Origin of the sequence: Crossiella cryophila (genome assembly GCF_014204915.1) — a bacterium.
GTDB classification, from domain to species: Bacteria; Actinomycetota; Actinomycetes; order Mycobacteriales; family Pseudonocardiaceae; genus Crossiella; species Crossiella cryophila.
On record NZ_JACHMH010000001.1, the window covers coordinates 6,630,693 to 6,645,784 of the forward strand.

Annotated in this window: 11 protein-coding genes; 6 read left to right on the forward strand and 5 right to left on the reverse strand. The window is 71.7% G+C overall.

Annotated features, from left to right (window positions below):
• Positions 1–6: 6 nt before the first annotated feature.
• The 3 genes from HNR67_RS29010 to HNR67_RS29020 all read right to left on the reverse strand — a co-directional run bounded on the left by HNR67_RS29010 (position 7) and on the right by HNR67_RS29020 (position 6,759).
• Positions 7–516, reverse strand: coding sequence for a hypothetical protein (locus tag HNR67_RS29010; RefSeq protein WP_312988263.1), 510 nt, complete (start codon positions 514–516; stop codon positions 7–9).
• A gap of 82 nt (positions 517–598) precedes the next feature.
• Positions 599–6,082, reverse strand: a complete 5,484-nt coding sequence (locus HNR67_RS29015; RefSeq protein ID WP_185005357.1) for an ATP-binding protein — start codon at positions 6,080–6,082, stop codon at positions 599–601.
• 248 nt (positions 6,083–6,330) lie between these two features.
• The gene (locus HNR67_RS29020) at positions 6,331–6,759 is read right to left on the reverse strand and encodes an Ohr family peroxiredoxin (RefSeq protein ID WP_185005358.1); all 429 of its coding nucleotides are present in this window, start codon (positions 6,757–6,759) and stop codon (positions 6,331–6,333) included.
• Positions 6,760–6,986: 227 nt separating this feature from the next.
• On the opposite strand from HNR67_RS29020, the gene HNR67_RS29025 reads away from it, so the two are divergent.
• The 3 genes from HNR67_RS29025 to HNR67_RS29035 all read left to right on the forward strand — a co-directional run bounded on the left by HNR67_RS29025 (position 6,987) and on the right by HNR67_RS29035 (position 10,597).
• Entirely contained in the window at positions 6,987–8,906 is a 1,920-nt protein-coding gene (locus tag HNR67_RS29025; RefSeq protein ID WP_185005359.1) for an AfsR/SARP family transcriptional regulator, read from the forward strand.
• 81 nt (positions 8,907–8,987) lie between these two features.
• Entirely contained in the window at positions 8,988–9,608 is a 621-nt protein-coding gene (locus tag HNR67_RS29030) for a DUF47 domain-containing protein (RefSeq protein WP_185005360.1), read from the forward strand.
• Entirely contained in the window at positions 9,608–10,597 is a 990-nt protein-coding gene (locus HNR67_RS29035) for an inorganic phosphate transporter (RefSeq protein WP_185005361.1), read from the forward strand. The genes HNR67_RS29030 and HNR67_RS29035 overlap by 1 nt, the downstream gene beginning before the upstream one ends.
• Here HNR67_RS29035 and HNR67_RS29040 read toward each other — a convergent pair.
• On the reverse strand, positions 10,573–11,547 hold the full coding sequence (locus HNR67_RS29040) for a TIGR01777 family oxidoreductase (protein ID WP_185005362.1): 975 nt from the start codon (positions 11,545–11,547) through the stop codon (positions 10,573–10,575). The two genes, HNR67_RS29035 and HNR67_RS29040, sit on opposite strands and share 25 nt — an antisense overlap.
• Before the next feature lie 114 nt (positions 11,548–11,661).
• Here HNR67_RS29040 and HNR67_RS29045 point away from each other — a divergent pair, with 114 nt between their 5' ends.
• Positions 11,662–12,288, forward strand: a complete 627-nt coding sequence (locus tag HNR67_RS29045) for a hypothetical protein (RefSeq protein ID WP_185005363.1) — start codon at positions 11,662–11,664, stop codon at positions 12,286–12,288.
• 170 nt (positions 12,289–12,458) lie between these two features.
• Complete coding sequence (locus HNR67_RS29050) at positions 12,459–13,913, forward strand: MDR family MFS transporter (protein ID WP_185005364.1); 1,455 nt, start codon at positions 12,459–12,461, stop codon at positions 13,911–13,913.
• Positions 13,914–13,968: 55 nt separating this feature from the next.
• On the opposite strand, the gene HNR67_RS29055 is transcribed toward HNR67_RS29050, so the two are convergent.
• Positions 13,969–14,412, reverse strand: coding sequence for a nuclear transport factor 2 family protein (locus tag HNR67_RS29055; protein ID WP_185005365.1), 444 nt, complete (start codon positions 14,410–14,412; stop codon positions 13,969–13,971).
• Between the two features lie 86 nt (positions 14,413–14,498).
• Between HNR67_RS29055 and HNR67_RS29060 the strand changes: the two genes are divergently transcribed.
• Positions 14,499–15,086, forward strand: coding sequence for a TetR/AcrR family transcriptional regulator (locus tag HNR67_RS29060; protein WP_185005366.1), 588 nt, complete (start codon positions 14,499–14,501; stop codon positions 15,084–15,086).
• The last annotated feature ends 6 nt before the right edge of the window (positions 15,087–15,092 follow it).

Sequence of the window (15,092 nt, forward strand, 5' to 3'; positions counted from 1 at the left end):
GCAGATCTACGCACTGGCCGGGCCGTGTTCGACGACGATCAACTTCTCCAGCCGGTAGGCGTCCAGGTCCGGGCTCAGCCAGGACTCGCCCTGGCGGGCCTGGTGAAAGCGGAAGGTGCCGTTCGTGCTGTTCGCGCTGACAATGCAGCACACCGCCGCGGGCAGGGCGCTGACGAGCCGGGCGATCTCCAGCGCGAAGCCGAGTCCGTGGCGCAGCATCAGGAGCTGGTCCGGTTCGGAGATCACCGGTTCGCCCGGCAACTGGCCCAGGTGCACCGGCAGCACGTCGTCGAGGTGGAAGCTGCTCATCGAGCATTCCCAGCAGATCGGGTCCTCGGCGAAGCCAGGGGTCCGGTCGGCCTGGTCGGCGTGCCGGGCGAAGACCAGGGCCCCGCCGCGCAGCAGCACACCCTCGGTGACCAGGTCACGCAGCTCCGGGGCCAGGTCCGTAGGCGGGATCGCCGCCCGCAGGTCCAGCACCCCGGCCGCCACCTCGTTGAACCGCACGCTCAGCACGGCGGCCAGCCTGTCATCTCCGGCCTGGCCAGGCACGCCGATTCCCGGCAGCCGACCACGCGGTCGGCTGCCGGGACGGGGTTCAGCGCTTCATGCCGTGTTCGATGGCCTCGATGATCCGCGGCCGCAGTTCGGCGGCGCTGATGATCGCGTCCACCGAGCCGACCTCGACCGCGCGCTGGATGCTGTGCACCCGGTCGAACTCCGCGGCCACCTCGCCGAGCTTCTCCGCCCGGACCGAGGAGCGCACCTCCGCCAGCTGGGTGGTCAGCCCGGCCCGCTCGGCGCCACTGGCCGCCGAGACCAGGGCCTGCAACTCGACCACCCGTGGGTCGGTGGCGGTGCGGTTGTTCACCTCGCCGGAGAACACCACGGCCGCCGCGGGCGCGCCGCCGAGCACGGAGGCGAAGGAGCCCTCCAGTGCCAGCACGGTCATGTTCGGGTTGAGCGCCTTGGAGAAGACCACGAACGCGCCGCCGTGGTAGCGGGAGATCACGCAGAACACGATCGGGCCCTCGAAGTTGACGATCGCCCGGCCGATCTCCGCGCCGTACTCCAGCTGCAGCTTGCGCATGGACTCCGGCGAGCCGTCGAAGCCGGACAGATTCGCCAGCACCACCAGCGGCCGGTTGCCCGAGGCGGAGTTGATCGCCCGCGCGGTCTTCTTGGACGAGCGCGGGAACAGGGTGCCCGCGGTGTAGGTGTCCGGGCCGTCGGTGGGCGGGAAGCCGCGGCGCGGCACCGACTTGGACTCGATGCCGATCAGGCAGACCGGCCAGCCGCCGATGTGCACGTCCTGCACCGCCGAGGTGTCCGCGTCGGCCATGCCCGCCCAGCGCTCCAGCACCGGGTGGTCCTGGTCGGACAGCGCCCGCATCACGGTGCGGATGTCGAAGGGCTTCTTGCGGTCCGGGTTGTGCTGGACCGAGAAGATCTCGCCGACGGTCTTGAACTCGCTGTCCACGATCGCGTGCGGGTAGGGCGTGACGTCCCGGTTGGCCGGGTCATTGGTGACCGCCCGGCGCGGCGCGGTCTCACCCGGCACCACGTAGGTGTGGTCGTAGTGCCCCATCAGCACATCACGCGCGCCCGGCAGGTTCGGCGCCCAGTACTGCGCCTGGCCGTTGGGCCCCATCACCCGGTCGTAGCCGCCGATGCCGAAGTTGTCCTCGGCCGAGACGCCACCGGAGAAGTCCAGCGACTGCTTGCCGGTGAGCACCATGGCCGAGTCCGGGGTCATCACCAGGATGCCCTTGGTGTGCATGAGCATGGTGGCTTCGGCGTTCCAGTACGGCTGCGCGCCGACGGTGATCCCGGCGACCACGATGTTGATCTCGCCACCGGCCTGGGTGAACTCCACGATCCGCTTGAGCGCCGCGGCCACCCAGTCCATGTTCTCGGTACCCGAGGTCATCGAGATCCGGGCGCCCGCCGAGAGCGCGAACCATTCCAGCGGGACCTGCATCCGCTCGGCCAGGTCCAGCGCGGCGATGATCCGCGAGCACTCCGGCTCGGAGAGCGCGCCCAGGGCCTTGGTCGGGTCGCCCAGCAGCAGCACCCGGGTCACGCCCTCGGGCACCCGCTCGGTGGGCGTGCGCACCACACCGGCCACCAGTGCCGCGGAGTTCTTGCCCTTGGGCCGGTCCACCGGGACCAGCACGCCCTGCTCGTCCAGGTCGTGCTCGACGAAGGCGCCCGAGGGCCCGGCGAGCAGGTCGGTCAGCTCGTACGGGTAGGTGTTGCCGCGGCGGGCCGCGCGCAGCACCTTCTGCCGGTAGTCATCCAGCGGCCGCACCGGTTCGGTGTCCGGCTCGCCAACGTGCAGGCGTGCGCCGTTGCCGGGGTCCAGGGTGATCCGCACCGAGACCTCGGTCAGCTCGCCGCTGGACTTGCGGCGGCGGGCCAGGAACTGGACCTCCTCCAGCCCGGCGCCGGTGGCGGTCGGCAGGATGCGCTGCACCAGCTGGTTCAGCTCGTCGGTGGCCAGCTCGGTGGACGGCCAGACGTACATCATGATCCGGTTGGTGTCGAAGCGCTTGTTCTGCGGGCGCTGCGCCTGGATGTTGCGGATCGCGCCGAGGCAGGCGTTGACGCCGTCCTCCACCGCGGGCAGCGCGACCAGGCGGCCCTCGGACTCGCGCAGCGGGGTGAGGTCGCGGATCTGACCCATCGCGATCAGCCGCTCGTCGGCCGGGTTGCTCTTGGCCACCGCCTTGAACAGGTAGATCTCCTCATCGGCCGAGGGCAGCCGGGTGAGGTCGAACTCGCGCAGCCGCTCCAGCTGCAGGCGCTGGGCGATCTGCGGGTGCAGCCCGCGGATCAGCCGGTCCTCGGTGAAGCCGTCGGCCTCGGGGCGGAAGGTGAAGTGGTGGTGCATGACCGCGCCGCTGGTGCCTGCCACCGTGGTGGTGATCCGGCGGACCGCGGCGGGCGGCGGGTGCGCGGCGAGCAGTTCGCCCAGCCGCACCGCCATCGCGTCCGCGTCCGGCTGGCCCTCCCAGGTGACGTAGAGGTCGGCGAGCAGCCCGCGCTCGCCGATGCCGGTGGCGAACCCGCCGAGCGCGGCGACGGCCTCGGGCAGTGCGGCGATGTCGACCGCGGTGGTGACCAGCCGGGTCTCGCCGTCCTCATCGGTGTGCTCGGCGGTGACGAACCGGCAGCCCGCGGTGTCGGTGGCGGTGACCTCGGACAGGCCGCGGTTGCCGTAGTAGCGGCGGGTCAGGACTTCCAGCAGCGGCGCGTGGTCGCGGCCGGGGCGGCCGATGCGCTGGCCGATCAGCCGGACCAGCGGTTCGGAGCAGGCGACCATGGCCTGGATCCGCTCGGCGCGGTCGGCCGCGTCCGGGTTGCGGTCCAGGTGGCGCAGCTCGTCCCTGATCTCGGCGTAGACCTTGGCGCGGGTGCGGCGCAGCAGCGGCTGGGCGTACCAGCGGAACACCACGCCGCGGGCCAGGTCGGACACCGCGGGGAAGCGCACCTGGGTGGCCTGCACCAGGTGTTCCAGCGCCAGGCCCGCGCGCTCGCGCAGGGATTCCAGCGGCGCGCCACCGGCCAGCCACTGGCGCAGCAGCTCGGAGACGATCGCCACGTCCACCGACATCCGCTGCTGGGCCAGGAAGATGCGGAAGACCGCGGCCTCCAGCTCGGGCGTGCGGTCCAGGTCGGTGACGCCGTAGTGGCCGAGCACCCGGCGCAGGTTGGCCTGGAAGTCCTCGGTGACCCCGGCCCGCTCCACGTCCAGGCTCTGCAGGTAGCTGTGGAAGTACTCGCGCGGGCTGTGCACCGGGCTGTGCGGCTCGACCTCCAGCTCGCTGCCCGGCTTGTTGCGGCTCAGCTCGGAGAGGTCGGCGAAGACGGTGAGCAGGTCCAGCTCGCCGGGCAGCGGCCTGCTGCCCAGTTCGGCGCGGGCGCTCAGGTACTCGGCCAGCACCCGGCCGTTGTCGTGCGGGTCGACGTCGAAGCCCAGCAGCAGGCTGCGCAGGTCCTGCAGGCCGCGCTCGGCCCGGTGCGCCGCGGAGACGCCGGAACGCTCGGTGGGCAGGTCGATCTCGACCGTGCCGGTCTCCTCGGCGGCCTCCTCTTCGGCGCCCTCCTCGGCCAGTGGCTCCAGCCGCAGCAGCGGGGTGCCGGTCTCGACCTGGCTGCCCACCGACACCGGGCATTCCCGGACCCTGGCCCGGAACGGCGCGCGCAGCACCATTTCCATCTTCATGCTTTCCAGCACCAGGATCGGCGCGCCGGACTCGACCTCGTCGCCCGCGGCCAGCGGGGTGGCGACCACCAGCGCGGGGGCGGGGGCGCGGACCACGCCGCCCTCGTCCCGGCTGATCCGGTGCGTCACGCCGTCGACCTCGACCAGGTGGATCGGGCCGTGGGTGGCCGAGACCAGCCGGAACCGGCGGCCGTTGACCACGATCTGGCCGAAGTGCTCGTCGAAGCGCTCCACCTCGATCTCGGCGGTGTGCACGTCGCCGCCGCCGGAGATGCCCGCGCGGAAGCGGTTGGGGCCGGTGCGGGCCACCGAGACCCGGTAGCCGACGCCACGCAGCTTGAGGTCCAGGGGGCGACCGGCCTCGTGCTGGACCTGCGGGCGGCCGCCGTGCGCGGTGGAGAGCAGCCGCTGGCGGCCGACCTCCTCCTCGTCCAGGTATGCCTCGATCGCGGCGGCGGCCAGTGCGATGGCGGAGTGCCGGTGGTTGACCAGGCGGCCCTGCGCGCGCACCCGGTCGATCCAGCCGGTGTCCGCGCTGGCGTCGATGACCTCGGGCTGGTCGAGCAGGTCGAGCACGAAGCTCTTGTTGGTCGCGCCGCCCTCGATGATCACCGTGGTCTCGGCCATGGCCCGGCGCAACCGGCCGAGCGCCTGCTCGCGGTCGGCGCCGTAGGCGATGATCTTGGCGATCATCGAGTCGAAGTCACCGGGGATGGTGTCGCCCTCGCTGACGCCGGTGTCCACCCGGATGCCGGGTCCGGCGGGCAGCACCAGGCGGGCGATCCGGCCGGGGGCGGGGGCGAAGTCGCGGTCCGGGTCCTCGGCGTTGAGCCGGGCCTCCACCGCGTGCCCGAGTTCGGCGGGCTGGGGGCCTTCGAGCTTGCCGCCGCCTGCCACGTGCAGCTGCAGGCGGACCAGGTCGGTGCCGGTGGTGATCTCGGTGATCGGGTGCTCGACCTGGAGCCGGGTGTTGACCTCCAGGAAGGCGAACAGCTTCTCGCCGGGGTGGTAGAGGAACTCCACCGTGCAGGCGCCGCGGTAGCCCACCCGCACGGCCAGCCGCTCGGCGGATGCCTTCAGCTCGGCGGTCTGCTCCGGGGACAGCAGCGGGGAGGCGGACTCCTCGATGATCTTCTGGTTGCGGCGCTGCACCGAGCAGTCGCGCACGCCCAGTGCCCAGGCGGTCTCGCCGTCGGAGATGACCTGGACCTCGACGTGCCGGGCGCCGGTGACCAGGCGCTCCAGGAAGACCACGCCGGAACCGAAGGAGCGCAACGCTTCCTGACTGGTGCGCTCGTAGGCCTCGGCCAGGTCCTCGCCGGAGGCGACCATCCGGATGCCGCGCCCGCCGCCACCGGCGGTGGCCTTGAGCATCAGCGGGTAGCCGATCTCGTCCCCGGCCCGCAGCGCGTCTTCCAGGGTGGCGACCTCGCCGCGGCTCCACGGCGCGACCGGCACGCCGACCTCCTCGGCGATCAGCTTGGCGCCGATCTTGTCGCCGAGCTGGCGCATGGCCTCGGCGCTGGGGCCGACGAAGGTGACGCCGACCTTCGCGCAGAGTTCGGCGAAGGCCGGGTCCTCGGCGACGAAGCCCCAGCCGACCCAGGCGGCGTCCGCACCGGACTCGACCAGCGCGCGCTCCAGCACGGCCAGGTCGAGGTAGGGGCGGGCCGCGGCCGGGCCCAGCGGGTAGGTGAGATCGGCCTCCCGGACGAAGGTCGCGTTGCGGTCGGCGTCGGTGTAGAGCGCGACCGTCTCGATCCGCTTCCCGGTTTCCGCCGAGAGATCCCGGACGGCGTGGATGAGCCGCATCGCGGCCTCTCCACGGTTGACGATGGCGACACGACTGAACACCGGCAGAGCCTCCCAAGTACGCGCGTGCGGAAGGCGACGCCCGGGTCCCGGAACGTCGCCTGCACCGAGTACATACCCTGCTGGATCCGGGCCGCGCGAACCTATGTCCCGGATCGCGCATGCCGGGGCCGTCGCTTTGTAGGGACTCTACAAAGCGCGACCTGCCTTACACCACCGCCACCCCGGTTCGCACCAGATCTGCCACAAAGCGGAAGTGAACAAGACTGCCGGTTGTCCGGTTCGACCGCTCAGGCCACGGTGGCGTCGATGGTCACCGGGATGGTCGGGCCCAGCGCCTTCGAGTAGGGGCAGATCTGGTGAGCCTCCCGGCCGAGCTGTTCGGCGGTGTCCTGGTCGATGCCGGTGACCTCCAGGTGCAGGGCGGCGCTGAGGTTGAAGGAGCCCGCGCCGTCGTGGTGCAGGGTCACCTCGGCCACCACCGCGAGGTCCTTCAACGGCACCTTGGCCGCCGTGGCGGCCCGGCGGGTGGCACCCAGGAAGCAAGAGGCCCAGCCCGCGGCCAGGAGCTGTTCGGGGTTGGTCGCACCACCCGCGCCCCCCAGTTCCTTGGGGATGGCGAAACGGACGTCCAGGTTGCCATCGGCTGCCACGGCGCGGCCCCCGTTGCGCCCCTCGCCGGTCACGGTCACGGCTGCGGTGTACTCGGTAGCTGTCATGCCAACCACCAGACCACCCGCGTGCACACACCCCGCGAACAACTTGTTGACGCGCAGGTCCCGGCCACCCCCACCGCCGTGTTGGCCGTTCTCGTACCCAGTCTTGGCCGAACTGGTACACCCCCCGGCCAACACACCGACCACAACGGCCAACACACCGTCCAGTTCGGCCAACACACCGTACGAGAACGGCCAACACGGTGTGGGTGGGTACCTAGGGTGGGGGCGTGAGCACACGGCTGCGGTTCGAGTTGCTGGGTCCGGTCCGGGCCTGGGTGGATGGGGGCGAGGCTGATCTGGGGGCGCCGCAGCAACGTGCGTTGCTGGGGGTGTTGTTGCTGCATGGGGGTGCGGTGGCCACTCAGGATGTGCTGGTTGAGGCGGTGTGGGGGGCGCAGGCGCCGCCTGCGGTGGGGGGCATGGTGCGGTCCTATGTCTCACGGCTTCGGCGGGCGCTTGGTGATGGCCGGCCTGCCTCGGTGATCCGGTCGGTGGCCGGGGGTTACGCGCTGGCCACCGGACCCGGTCAGCTCGACCTGGCCGACTTCCAGCAGCAGCTCTCCGCCGCCCGGGAGGCCCGGCGCACCGGTGAGCTGGAGGTCGAGGCCACCGCGCTGCGGGCCGCGCTCGGGCTCTGGCAGGGGCTGCCGCTGGCCGGGGTGCGCGGGGAGTACGCGGAGCGGGAACGCGAACGGCTGCGGCAGTTGCGGCTGACCGCGGTGGAGGATCTGGCGGCGGCCGACCTGGAACTGGGCAGGCACGTCGAGGCGGTCTCCGCGCTCACCCCGCTGATCATCGAGGAGCCGCTGCGGGAACGCGCCCGGGTGCTGATCATGCTGGGGCTCTACCGCTCGGGCAGGCAGGCCGAGGCGCTGGAGCTGTACCAGGACGCGGTGCGCCGCTTCACCGACGAGCTGGGCCTGGACCCCGGCGCCGAACTTCGCGAGATGCAGCGCCGGATCCTGCGTGCCGACCCCGGCCTGACCGGCCCCACCCCGGTACGCCCGCTGTCCTCGGCCGAACGCGCCCGCAAACCCATGCAGCTGCCGCCGGACCTGCCCGAGTTCACCGGCCACCAGGCCCTGCTGACCGAGATCGCGACCCAGCTGGGCCCGCAGGAGACCGGGGTGCCGGTGCACGCCTTCACCGGCGGGCCCGGCATCGGCAAGACCGCCGCCGCGGTGCACCTGGCGCACCAGGTGGCCGCGGACTTCCCGGACGGGCAGTTCTACGTGTACCTGCGGGCCGCGCCCTGTCCGCTGCCGGTGCTGCTGCACGCCCTCGGCGTGACCGAGGTGCCGGCGGAACGGGTGGAGCGCTCCGCGCTGTGGCGCACGCTGACCTGCGGGCGGCGGATCCTGCTGGTGGTGGACGACGCGATCGAGGACCACCAGGTGCGCGCCGTGCTGCCCGGCACCGGCGGCCCCGCGGTGCTGCTCACCGCCCGGCAACGACTGCACGGCCTCGCGCACGCCCGCTGGCACACCCTGTCCGGTCTGGACCAGCGGGAGCAGCGCGAACTGCTGGCCAGCACGATCGGCGCGGACCGGCTGGCCACCGATCCCGAGGCGGTGCGGGCCCTGATCGCGCACGCCGACGGCCTGCCCCAGGTGCTGCACAACGTGGCCGCCCGGCTGGCCGCCCGCCCGGACTGGAGCCTGGCCACCGCGGTCCGCCGCCTCACCGCGCCCGCCGCCCAGTCCGCCGAGGATCCCTACACCCCAACCCTGCAAGCGCTTCCCGCCGAGCTGGGCCGCGCGCTGCGGCTGCTGGCCGTGCCCGACGGCGAGACCACCACCCTGCCCGCCGCCGCGGCCGTGCTGGACCGGAACCCGGCCACCACCGAGGACCTGCTGGACGCCCTGGTCGAGGCGCACCTGCTGGAACCGGTGACCGAGGGCCGCTACCGGCTGCGCGGACCACTGCGCCGGGCCGCCCGCGCCCAGGCCCTGCTCACCGACGGCGAAGCCGCCTGCCAGGCCGCGCTGGCCAGGTTGACCCAGCATCATCTGGACACCGCGGACAAATGGAATCCGGCCGACGAACCCAACCGCTGGGCCCTGGCCGCGCAGGCCGACAAGATCGCGGACGCCCCCGCCCAGGACCTCGCCCGGCTGCTCGCCGCCCGCACGCCCGCGACGCGTTAACCCACGCGCAACCGCCCGGATACCTCGTATTAGGTTCCGCGTATGACCAAGCACCAACCACGACGGGGTGGCTGACCAACAATGCGACTAAGCCGGAAGCCCACCAGTCGGCGGTTCTTCGAGCTGTTCAGTGAAATCGGTTCGAACATCGCCGCGAGCGTGGACGTGCTGCGGGAGTTCGTGCGCGCGCCCGACGAGCGGCGCGCCGAGCTGGCCGAGCGCCTGCACGAGCTGGAGCACGTCGGTGACCGTGCCACGCACGCGATCATCGAGCACCTGGACCGGTCCTTCGTCACGCCCTTCGACCGCGAGGACATCTACCGCCTCGCGGTCCGCCTCGACGATGTGGTCGACGACATCGACGCCGCGGTCGACCTGACCATGCTGTACCGGGTGGACGTGCTGCCCGAGGGGGTGGACGCCCAGGTCGAGCTGCTCAGCCGGGCCGCCCAGCTCACCGCGGAGGCCCTGCCCAGGCTGGCCGACCCGCAGGGGCTGACCGACTACTGGGTGGAGATCAACTCGCTGGAGAACGAGGCCGACAAGGCCTACCGGCGACTGCTCTCCCGGCTCTACGACGGGCGGCTGGAAGCCCTGGAGGTCATGAAGCTCAAGGAGATCGTCGACCAGCTCGAGGCCGCCGCGGACGCCTTCGAGCACGTCGCCGACGTGGTGCGCACCATCGCGGTCAAGGAATCCTGATGCTCACCACCATGCTTGTGGTGGTGGTCGTGCTCGCGCTGGCCTTCGACTACACCAACGGCTTCCACGACGCGGCCAACGCCATCGCCTCCGCGGTGTCCACGAGAGCGCTCACCCTGCGCGCGGCGCTGGCCCTGGCCGCGGTGATGAACCTGATCGGCGCGCTGCTGGGCACCGCGGTCGCGGTCACCGTGGCCTCCGGGGTGATCGACACCCCGGTCGGCGACCACGGGTTGCGGGTGGTGCTGGCCGCACTGGTCGGGGCCACCGTGTGGAACCTGATCACCTGGTACTTCGGGCTGCCGTCCTCCTCCTCGCACGCGCTGATCGGCGGCCTGGTCGGCGCGGCGCTGGCCTCGGCGACCAACGTGCACTGGTCCGGGGTGCTGATCAAGGTGGTGGTGCCGATGGTGGTCTCGCCGCTGGTCGGGCTGACCCTGGGCTACCTGGTGATGACCGGGATCATGTGGGCCTTCCGCAACGGCAACGCGCACAAGGTCGGCCGCGGCATGCGGCGGGCGCAGATCGTCTCCGCCTCCAGCCTGGCCCTTGGCCACGGCCTGCAGGACGCGCAGAAGAGCATGGGCGTGATCGTGCTGGCCCTGGTCATCGGCGGTCAGCAGGTCGGTTTCCACGTTCCGTTCTGGGTGGTGGTGGCCTGTGCGCTGGCCCTGGCCGCGGGCACCTACGCGGGCGGGCTGCGGATCATGCGCACGCTGGGCAGACGGATCTTCCACCTGACCCCGCCACACGGTCTGGCGGCCGAACTGGCCGCGTCCTCGGTGCTGTACCTGACCGCGTTCGTCTTCGCCGCGCCGATCTCCACCACGCACGTGATCACCTCGGCGGTGATGGGGGTCGGGGCCACCACCCGGCGCTCCGCGGTGCGCTGGTCGGTGGCGGCCGACATCGCCAAGGGCTGGGTGCTCACCCTGCCCGGTTCGGCGGCGGTGGCCGCGGCCACCTACGGCATCACCGCGTTGTGGTGACGCGGTTCCCGGCCGAGCAGGTCAGCCACCGCGGCCGGCCAGTCCGGGAAGTCGAAGCGGAAACCCGCCGCCAGCAGGCGTCCTGGCACCACCCGCCTGCTCTTGAGCAGTAGTTCGGTGTCGGAGCGGAGGGCGAACGCACCCAGTTCGGCCATCCACTTCGTGGCCGGCAGGCCCACCGGGATCCCTTGTGCCGCACGCAGTGCGCGCATGAGGTCCCGGTGCGGCAGCGGGTGGGGCGCGGCCAGGTTGACCGGGCCGGTCAGCTCGGGCCGGTCCAGCAGGAAGGTCACCGCGCGGACCAGGTCCCTGCCGTGGATCCAGGACACGTACTGCCGCCCGCCCGCGACCGCGCCACCCAGGCCGAGCCGGGTCATCCGCCGCAGCACGTGGAAGGCGCCACCGCGGCCGGGGCTCATCACGATCGCGGTGCGCAACGCGACCTGACGGGTGTGCGGGGTGACGGATTCCCGTTGCGCCGCCTCCCAGTTCCGCGCGATCCGCACGCTGTAGGCCCAGTAGTCCGGCACCCCTGGCTCGCCGCCGCCGAGCTGCCCGGTGATCTCGTCGTTGGCCTGGTCGAACCGGTGCGCGTAGATGGTGGCGGTGCTCATCTGCAACCAGGTCGCTGGTGGGCGCCCGGCGCGGGCGATGGCCTGGCCGAGCACGCGGGTCGAGTCCACCCGGGAGTCCATCATCTCGCGCAGGTTGGCCGCGGTGTAGCGGCAGCTCACACTGCGCCCGGCCAGGTTGACCACCGCGTCGCAGCCGTCGATCCGCTCGGCCCACGGCCCGAGCGTTCGACCGTCCCAGTGCAGCCACTCGATCCCCGGCTCCGGTGCGGGTGCGGGCCGTCGGCTCAGCACCAGCACCTGATGGCCGAGCGCGACCAGCTCGCGGCCCAGAAATCCGCCGATGTGCCCGGCTCCCCCTGGCAGCACGATCCTCATGCCGCCACCGTACCGCAGAATTGAGCACTCGCTCAAAACTGTGTCCGACTGGCCGGACCCTGCCAACCGGAGACACCTCCACCCCGGCCGTGGTGCGATCCTCGGGTGAAGATCATGACGACCGCCCGGATCGCGGCGGTGGTCTGCGTGCTGTCGCCACTCCCCGGCTGCGCCCCGCCCGAACCCGCCGCCACCACAGCCGTGGCGGCGCCCAGCACCGGCAAGCCCCAGCCCACCGAGACCGTGCCGGAACGGCAGTGGTGCTACGACGGCGTGCCCTACAACCCGCGCGGCCCCGAGTACCGCGGCCCCGGCCCGCACCTGGCCACCGTGGCCGCGCTGCACAGCGGGAGCTGGCTGGTCAGCACGCTGAGTCCGGGCGCTCCCCTGCTACCCCGGCGGTGGTTCCCGACCAGAGCGGACCAGTTCGACCGGAACCGGGTGACGCTGGTCGTCTGCGCGTTCCTGCCCACTCCCACCGGCACCCGCCGCACCGGCAGCTGCGAACTCGCCGACCAGGAGACCAAGCGGCCGCGGACCGTGGACATCGTGCCCGCCTCCTACAGTTTCACCGTGCTGGAGGCGCGGTCCGGGCGGAAAATCGGGCAGTTCACCCTGCCCGGTAGTGAAAACCACTGCCCGCACGGACTGCTCGTGGCGCGCGACCAGAACATTGGCCAACGGGTCGACGAGGCCGCGTTCACGGCCGAACTGGATCCTTTTGTGCACGGAAAACGCTGATCCGCACTGTGACCCGCGCCTCCTTTGCGCCGTCAGCTAATTGGGAAGATAAGCATCGGGACAACGGTTACCCTATTTAGGTGACGCTGGGGGGCTGTCCGGGCCCGTCGCCCATCGTTTCCCATTCCTCCCTGATCACCGCAGGCTCGGACCCGCCAGGAGCCCTCCCCATGACGACCAGCACCACCACCGCCCCGCCGCGCCCGGAGCAAGCTCCGGCGCGCCCCGGTCTGCTGATCGGGGTGCTCGTCCTCTCCGCGTTCGTGATGATCCTCAACGAGACGATCATGAGCGTGGCGCTGCGGGACCTCACCGTCGACCTCAAGGTGCCCACCACCACCATCCAGTGGCTGACCAGTGGCTTCCTGCTGACCATGGCCGTGGTCATCCCGACCACCGGCTTCCTGCTCGAACGCTTCACCCCGCGCCAGGTCTTCGCGGTCTCGCTGACCGCGTTCTCCCTCGGCACCCTGCTCTGCGGCGTCGCACCCGGTTTCGAGGTGCTGCTGGCCGGCCGGGTCGTGCAGGCCGTCGGCACCGCGGTGATGCTGCCGCTGCTGATGACCACCGTGATGCGCCTGGTGCCGCTGGAGCGGCGCGGGGCGACCATGGGCACGATCACCATCGTGATCGCGGTGGCCCCGGCCATCGGCCCGACCATCGGTGGCGCGGTGCTCTCCTCGCTGGGCTGGCGGTGGATGTTCCTGATCGTGCTGCCGCTGGCGGTCGGCGCATTGGTGGCCGGCCTGGCCCTGCTGCGCATCCACAGCGAGACCCGCCCGGTGCCGCTGGACCTGTTCTCGGTGCTGCTGTCCGCGCTCGGTTTCGGCGGTCTGCTCTACGGCCTCTCCGCCAGTGGTGAGTCCGCAGGCGGGCATTCGCCGGTGCCGCCGTGGCTCGCGGTGACCGTCGGCGCGGTCTCGCTGCTGGTCTTCGGCTGGCGGCAGCTGCGCCTGCAGCGGGAGGACAAGGCGCTGCTGGACCTGCGCCCGTTCACCCACCGCTCGTTCGTGGTCGGGCTGGTGCTCAGCGCCCTGCTGTTCGTCTGCCTGATCGGCGCCGGCGCGATCCTGCTGCCGCTGTACCTGCAGACCGTGCTGCACACCTCGACCTTCGTCAGCGGCCTCGCGGTGCTGCCGGGTGGTCTGGTGCTCGGTCTGCTCGGCCGCCCGGTGGGCAAGCTGTTCGACAAGGTGGGCGCCCGCCCGCTGGTCATCCCCGGCGCGTTGTCCATGGCGGTCTCGCTGTGGCTGTTCTCCGCGCTGGGCCCGGGTTCGCCGCTGCTCGCGGTGATCGGCATCCACATCCTGCTGATGATCGGCCTCGGCCTGATGATGACCCCGCTGATGACCGAGTCGCTCGGCTCGCTGCCGGAGCAGCTCTACTCGCACGGCAGCGCGATCCTGGCCACCCTCCAGCAGGTCGCGGGCGCGCTGGGCACCGCGGTGTTCATCACCGTGGCCACCCTGGGCAGCACCGACCGCTCCACCGGCAGCCCCGACGTGGACGGTCTGCACCTGTCCTTCCTGGTCGCGGGTTGCATCGGCGTGGTCGCCCTGGTCGGCTCGTTCTTCGTCCGGGCCAAGCAGCCGGGTGACGCGCCGTCGGCACCGGCCATGCACTGAAGCAAGTAGCACCACAACGGGGGATCGGCAGCACGCCGGTCCCCCGTTTTCGCTTTCACTGCTTGGCTTCGACCGCCGCCACGAGTGCGCCGAGCTGGCCGCGGATCCGGGCGGTCGAGAAGTGATCGAAGTAGTCCCGGGACTCGACGATCTCCCCGTCACGCACCCGCAGCACGAAGATCGCCGGTTGGCTGAACTCCTCGCCGGTGTCGGTAGTGGTTCCCCGGTACTCGAACTCGGCGATGATGACCTCGGGGTCGGCCGTCTCGTGCACGGTGATGTCAGCCGCCCATCGGCGCGGTCTGGGGCTGGCGTCCACCGGCGTGAAGTGCGCCCGTAGTTCCTCGCGGGTACGCAGTGCGGGGGCGCGCAGCGGATCGAACGGGTGCACCACGTGGGTGTGTTCCGCGTAGAGGTCCGGCAGCTCTTCCCAGCGGCCGCTCCCCACGCCGTCGACGAGCGCGAGGAAGACCTCGCGCGGGCTCCTGGGTGTGGTCATGAGGCGCCTCCCGTATTATCCGGAGTCCCGACTCCGCGAATATATGGAGTCCCCACTCCGGATGTCAATCAAGGGGAGATGCGGCGATGAGTACGCCGGACCGGCCTGCCGGGCGAGCCCAGCGCGTGGACGCGCGCACCAACCGCGACCGCATCCTGAACGCCGCCGACGAGGTCTTCGGCCAGGGCGGCGAGACCGCCTCGACGGAGGAGGTGGCCCGGCTGGCGGGGGTGGGCATCGGCACGGTGTTCCGTCACTTCCCCACCAAGGCCGGGTTGCTGGAGGCCGTGCTCGTCCGGCGTTTCGACCGCCTGCGCGAGCGGGCCGAGGCACGCTTCGACGCCGACCCGGGTCCGGCGTTCTTCGACTTCTTCCGCCAGGTCGTGGCCGACGCGGCGACGAAGATCCTCATCGGCGAGGCCCTGCTCGACGCGGGCGGCACCGGCGGCGGCGCGGCAGCGGCCTCGGACGGGCTGCGCCAGGCGGTCGGCACCCTGCTGCGGCACGCCCAGCAGGGCGGAGCCGTCCGGGCCGATATGGCACTGCCCGAGGTCTACGCCCTGCTGGTGGGCACCGCCCGAGCCGCCGCGAAGGCCCGGCTCGACCAGGAGGTGACCGACCGGATGCTCACCATCGTCTTCGACGGCCTCGCACCGCACCGGTCAGTCACCTGATCGTCC

Excerpts from the sequence above, each read along its gene's own strand:
- HNR67_RS29020 (WP_185005358.1), bottom strand. The coding sequence starts at position 6,759 with ATGACAGCTACCGAGTACACCGCAGCCGTGACCGTGACCGGCGAGGGG.
- HNR67_RS29030 (WP_185005360.1), top strand. The coding sequence starts at position 8,988 with ATGCGACTAAGCCGGAAGCCCACCAGTCGGCGGTTCTTCGAGCTGTTC.
- HNR67_RS29035 (WP_185005361.1), top strand. The coding sequence starts at position 9,608 with ATGCTCACCACCATGCTTGTGGTGGTGGTCGTGCTCGCGCTGGCCTTC.
- HNR67_RS29040 (WP_185005362.1), bottom strand. The coding sequence starts at position 11,547 with ATGAGGATCGTGCTGCCAGGGGGAGCCGGGCACATCGGCGGATTTCTG.
- HNR67_RS29045 (WP_185005363.1), top strand. The coding sequence starts at position 11,662 with ATGACGACCGCCCGGATCGCGGCGGTGGTCTGCGTGCTGTCGCCACTC.
- HNR67_RS29050 (WP_185005364.1), top strand. The coding sequence starts at position 12,459 with ATGACGACCAGCACCACCACCGCCCCGCCGCGCCCGGAGCAAGCTCCG.
- HNR67_RS29055 (WP_185005365.1), bottom strand. The coding sequence starts at position 14,412 with ATGACCACACCCAGGAGCCCGCGCGAGGTCTTCCTCGCGCTCGTCGAC.
- HNR67_RS29060 (WP_185005366.1), top strand. The coding sequence starts at position 14,499 with ATGAGTACGCCGGACCGGCCTGCCGGGCGAGCCCAGCGCGTGGACGCG.